The organism is Pedobacter sp. (assembly GCF_035566355.1).
Classification (GTDB): Bacteria; Bacteroidota; Bacteroidia; order Sphingobacteriales; family Sphingobacteriaceae; genus Pedobacter.
In genome coordinates, this window is sequence record NZ_DATMRL010000059.1 from 1 (window position 1) to 5,638 (window position 5,638).

The following is a 5,638-nucleotide window of genomic DNA, read 5'->3' on the forward strand; positions in this document are numbered from 1 at the left end:
ATTAAATAAGTGATTTTGGAATCTTATAACGATCTTACAGATAGTCAATTAGCAGGTTTGCTGAAATTGGGAGATACTGCTGCCTATGCCGAGATCTACGATAGGTATTGGGTGGTTTTATATCGCTATACTAGAAAAATCCTATTAAATGAAGATGAAGCGGAAGATGTGGTCCAGGACATCTTTGTCATGCTATGGAGTAAGTCTTTAGACTTGGACATCAGGGTGTCTCTTTCTTCTTTTCTTTATGCTTCTGTTAGAAACCGGATACTGAAGCATTTTGAACGAAGCAAAGTCCGTAATAATTATCTCAATTCACTGGAAAAATTCATTGATGAAGGTAAATGTATTACGGACCATTTGGTAAGAGAGCATGAACTGGCAACCAGAATTGAGGCAGAACTTGCTCAGTTGCCGGCGAAAATGAGGGAAGTATTTGAATTAAGCCGTAAAGCACACCTTTCCTATAAAGAAATCTCAGAAAAATTAGAAATATCGGAACTTACTGTTAAAAAGCAGGTAAGTAATGCAACAAAGGTATTGAGGATCAGACTTGCAGATACCTTTAGCTTCTTTTTTACATTTTTTTAGTTTTTTTCTCGTTGCTTCTACTACTTTGAACGGAGCTGCGGTTCTTTACCATATACCGGCATGATGACTATTGTTCATGATGCTGGCCATATGAAAAGAAGGTTGTATAAATGGAGCATAAAAGAGCCGATAAATTATTAAATAAATACTTGAAAGGAGAAGCTTCTGCAGAGGAGAAAGCTCTTGTGGAAACCTGGTTTTTGGAAGAGACTCAGGAGAAAGCAAAGGAGTTTGCTGAGCCTGACTATGATAGAGTGAAGCGTAAATTATGGGAAAATATTCAGCAAAAAAATAACCGGCCAAAACCAGTTAAACCCCTGTGGCCACGAATTGCAGCTGTTGCCGTAATTTTATTGGTTACGGGAATTGGGATTTATATGATCAGCAACAGATCTTCTGTCAAAGCACCATCCTCCGCTTTTTATGCTAAAAATGATGTTTCTCCGGGATCTAATAAGGCCATTTTAACGTTGAGCGATGGCTCGAAGATTTCGCTTACAGATGCGGGAAATGGAAAAGTAGCTGATCAGGCAGGAATTTCAATTACAAAAATAGGTGGTCGATTGGTTTATGAATTGAAAGATCCTGTCATGAAATCAGTTTCAGGTCAGACTAAAATCTTAAATAGTATTTCAACGCCTAAAGGTGGACAGTACCAGATTAATTTGCCAGATGGCACTAAAGTATGGTTAAATTCTGCATCATCTCTGAAATTTCCTGCAAGTTTTAAAGGACTTCAGGAACGTAAAGTGGAGTTGGAAGGCGAGGCCTATTTTGAGGTTTTTAAAGATAAAAAGAACCCATTTAAAGTACTCAGCAAGCACCAGGTTGTAGAGGTATTTGGAACACATTTCAATATCAATTCTTATGCGGATGAGCAAAGCACCAAAACAACTCTTCTGGAAGGTTCTGTTCGTGTATCCGCTGTGATGATGACGAATGCGAAGTTAGAAAAACAGTCAACGCACTTTCTTAAGCCTGGTCAGCAATCTACGTTAAACAATACTTCACCGGAAAAGATGCATATAGAGGCCGCTAGTCTGGACCAGGTGATGGCCTGGAAAAATGGATATTTCCATTTTGATAATGATAACTTGTATACGGTAATGCGTCAATTATCAAGATGGTACGATGTTGACGTTGTTTACCAAATCAAAAGTTCAGATGATGAGTTTATAGGAGATATTCCACGATCGGTGAATTTATCTGAAGTACTGAAGATCCTGGAATATAGTGGTGCTCATTTTAGAATTGAAGGAAAGAAAATAATTGTAACCAAATAGAATAGCTAAATAACAGAGTTTTAATTTAAACCATTTGTGTATGAACAAATAACTATCTAACCAAATCGTATTCGGTAAAGAATAACCGGACCCTGGTTGCAACAGGATCCGGTAGGATTCCATCCGGATAAATCAGAATGGAAAAAAGTCCAGGAAGATCTCAAAAAATACCTTGTTAAATAATTTATGAATTAACCCAAACATTCAAAAGTATGAATTTAAATTTATGCAGGAAAGCCTCTTTTAAGAGGAGGCTCTTCTCATCTAAGATTTTATTGGCAATGAAACTTACAATTGTCCTGTTAATTATCGGATGTCTCCAGGTTTCGGCCGAAGGATATGCTCAGAAAATCACGATTTCAAAGAAGAACAGCACATTTAGCAGCCTTTTTGAGACGATCAAAAAGCAGAGTGGCTACAGTTTCTTTTATAATAATAAATCTGTAAAAGAGGCGGGGAAGGTTAGTGTGAACCTTAAAGATGCCAGCATGGAAGAAGCTTTAACAGCAATTCTTAAGGGGCAGCCATTCACGTATGTGATCATGGATAAGATGGTGGTGATCAAAAAGGAAATTCCGGTAGTTAGCAGACCTATGGAATTTTTTATCAATCTAATCAATGTACACGGTATGATAACTGATACTGAAGGTATCCCTTTGCCGGGGGCTTCAATTCAGGTCAAAGAGACGAAAGAAGGAACAACTTCCAGTTCGACAGGCCAGTTTTCAATAAATGCAAAGGTAGGGGATGTATTGGTCGTAAAGTATATTGGTTATGTGACAAAAGAAATCACAGTAACAGCTTCAGGTGCTGCAATGACCATTGTACTGGAAGCAATTAAACAGAACCTGGATGAGGTAGTGGTTACCGCTTTAGGCGTTAAACGGGCAGAAAAATCTTTAGGATATGCTGTGCAGCGGGTTTCTGGAAGTGCGGTTCAGACAGTTAAGGGCGTTGATCTGGGGACTTCACTAACGGGAAGGGTAGCAGGATTGGTGGTAAAGAATTCTACGGAATTTAATGCAAAACCAACATTAGAACTTCGTGGTGAAACAGCAATACTGGTTGTGGATGGTGTGGATTATGATAATTTAAGCCTTAGAGATATTCCAACAGATGATATTGAAAGTATAGATGTACTAAAAGGCCCAACGGCTTCAGCTTTATATGGCGCAAGAGCCAAGGGTGGGGTATATTTAATCACGACTAAGAAAGGCGCTGCCGGTAAGGGATTCTCTGTTGATGTAAATAGCAATACGATGTTGCAATTGGGCTACCTGGCACAGCCAAAGGTTCAAAGTTCTTATGGACGTGGGCAAAATGGTAAAATTGATAATGATTACGTTTGGGGACCCAGACTAAATGCTGGAAATACCGCAAGGGACTGGAACCCGGTAACCAAGCAGTTTGAAGACAACAGACCACTGTTATCTGTGGGCAAAGACAATCTTAAAAACTTTATGAGTACCGGCATTGTGGCAAACAATAATGTTACCATAGCGCAAACGGGCGAGAATGGAAGTTTTAAAATAGGTCTGAACCATATTTACAATAAGGGACAGTTTCCTAATCAGCAATTGAATATGATGAACGTAACTACTGGTGGGGAGATTCGGATCAACGATAAGTTTAAAATTGAAAGCCATATGGGAATCAGTCGTCGTTCTGCGCCACAAATATGGGGTAGCGGATATGGGAACCAAGGCTACTTATACCAGTTGGTGATGTGGACGGGGCCTGAATATGATATCAGAGACTACAAAGATTACTGGGTGGTTCCAAATAAAACACAAAACTGGATGTACACCAACTGGTATGATAATCCTTATCTGATCGCGAATGAGAAATTGAATGGAATACAAGAGAATACGATGAACGCCAGTGTTATCGCTAATTATGCCTTTACACCAGATCTGAACTTAATGCTCCGAATTGGTTACGATAACTATAATAACAAAAATACCATGCGGAACCCGACTTCTAATATATTTTCTACACGTGGCGGATGGAATGCAAAGGGAATGTATAGTATTACCGATTCGAAGGGTTACAGTACAAGTAACGACTTGATTTTAACTTATAAAAAGAAAATTGATAAGTTCTCATTTGAAGGATTGGCGGGTGGTAACTTCTTTCATAAGGAAGACGAAACCTTTAGCGGAACGACAAAAAACGGGTTGATTTCTCCTACTTTCTTTTCTCTTTTGGGTTCGGTAGAGCCTGTTACAGTAGGGCAGAGTTTTACACCCAAGGAAACAAGTAGTTTATATGGAAGGGCATCTTTAGGATGGAACGATGCTGTCTTTTTAGATTTCACGGGTAGAAATGACTGGCTGTCTACTCAGCCAAAGTCAACGAGGTCCTATTTTTATCCTTCTCTTGGCTCAAGTGTGGTCATTTCTGAATTGGTAAAATTGCCTGAAGTTATTGATCTTTTTAAGGTTCGGGGATCTTTTGCCGTATTTAAAACTCCTGCTGGTATTTTTGCAACCAACCGTGCATACGGTACAACTACTGCAGCTTGGAATGGATTAAATTCTGCTAGTTATCCTTCTTCTTTACTTGGTAATGGAGATATTCTGCCGAGTTCTCAACGCACCTGGGAAATAGGAACGGCAGGTTATTTGTTTAAAAAACGACTTCATTTTGATGTCGCTTACTTTAATAAATACTACTACAATCAGCAAACTCAGGCTACTATTCCTTCTTCCTCTGGATTTTCAAGTACATTGGTCAATACAGCCGAAACTTACACCAGAAGAGGCTTAGAGATTTCTATAGATGGAACTGTTCTTAAAAGCAAAGATTTTGAATGGACTTCAATGATTAACTGGTCGAATCAACATAGATATTACGATAATCTGGACCCTGTTTATTCTGCAGATAACCCTTGGGTTAAGAAAGGACAACGTCTGGATACTTATACGGCCTCTTACTGGTTAAGGGATCCGGAAGGAAATGTGATTCATTCCAGCGGTTATCCTGTAGAAAGTGATTATGTGAAAAAGTATGGTTATGGAGAACCAGATTTTAGCTTTGGATTTATCAATAACTTCAATTACAAGAACTGGACCCTCGGCGTCAACATTGATGGCCGTATCGGAGGTTTAATGTACAATTATTTGTATGATAAAATGTGGGACAGCGGCACCAATCCTGAATCTGATAATCAATACCGATATGATCAGGTGGTGAATGGTTTAAATAATTATGTAGGTAAAGGTGTCAAAGTGGTTTCTGGAAGTGTTAGCTATGATAAATATGGCAATATAACCAGTGACACCAGAAAATATGCAACCAATGATGTACAGGTGGGTTATCAGGACTATGCTCAAAGTTTTAGGGGTGGTGATATGGGTATTCAGAAGGAAACTTTTATTAAACTGCGCGAAGTATCGCTCGGGTACAATTTTCCTTCAAAATTTGTGAATAAGCTTGGCTTAAAAAGAGCTTCATTTTCTATTACAGGGCAAAATCTATACCTCTGGACCAAATTCAAGTTTTCTGACCCCGACGTAGATACAGAAAACCTGAACTCGCCTTCGCAACGTATGCTTGGCTTTAACATCAGAGTAGGACTTTAATCGTGATTAATATAAACTTTATGAAGACTAAATTTTTAAAATATACACTGTTATTGTTTGCATTGACAATTGCAGCAAATGGTTGTAAGAAATACGATGACATCAATACAAATCCAAATACAACCACACAGGTGAATTCTGCGATGCTCGCCACCACCATGATACTGAATATTACACGAA

At 38.7% G+C, this 5,638-nt stretch carries 3 protein-coding genes; all 3 read left to right on the top strand.

Annotated features, from left to right (window positions below; genetic code table 11):
* Nucleotides 1–15 precede the first annotated feature (15 nt).
* The 3 genes from VNZ46_RS02215 (at nt 16) to VNZ46_RS02225 (ending at nt 5,458) form a co-directional block, all read left to right on the top strand.
* Nucleotides 16–591 (top strand): RNA polymerase sigma-70 factor, encoded by a 576-nt coding sequence (locus VNZ46_RS02215; protein ID WP_325558438.1) that lies wholly within the window; start codon nt 16–18, stop codon nt 589–591.
* Between the two features lie 110 nt (nt 592–701).
* Nucleotides 702–1,874, top strand: coding sequence for a FecR family protein (locus VNZ46_RS02220; RefSeq protein WP_325558439.1), 1,173 nt, complete (start codon nt 702–704; stop codon nt 1,872–1,874).
* A gap of 281 nt (nt 1,875–2,155) precedes the next feature.
* Entirely contained in the window at nt 2,156–5,458 is a 3,303-nt protein-coding gene (locus VNZ46_RS02225; protein WP_325558440.1) for a SusC/RagA family TonB-linked outer membrane protein, read from the top strand.
* Nucleotides 5,459–5,638: the final 180 nt, after the last annotated feature.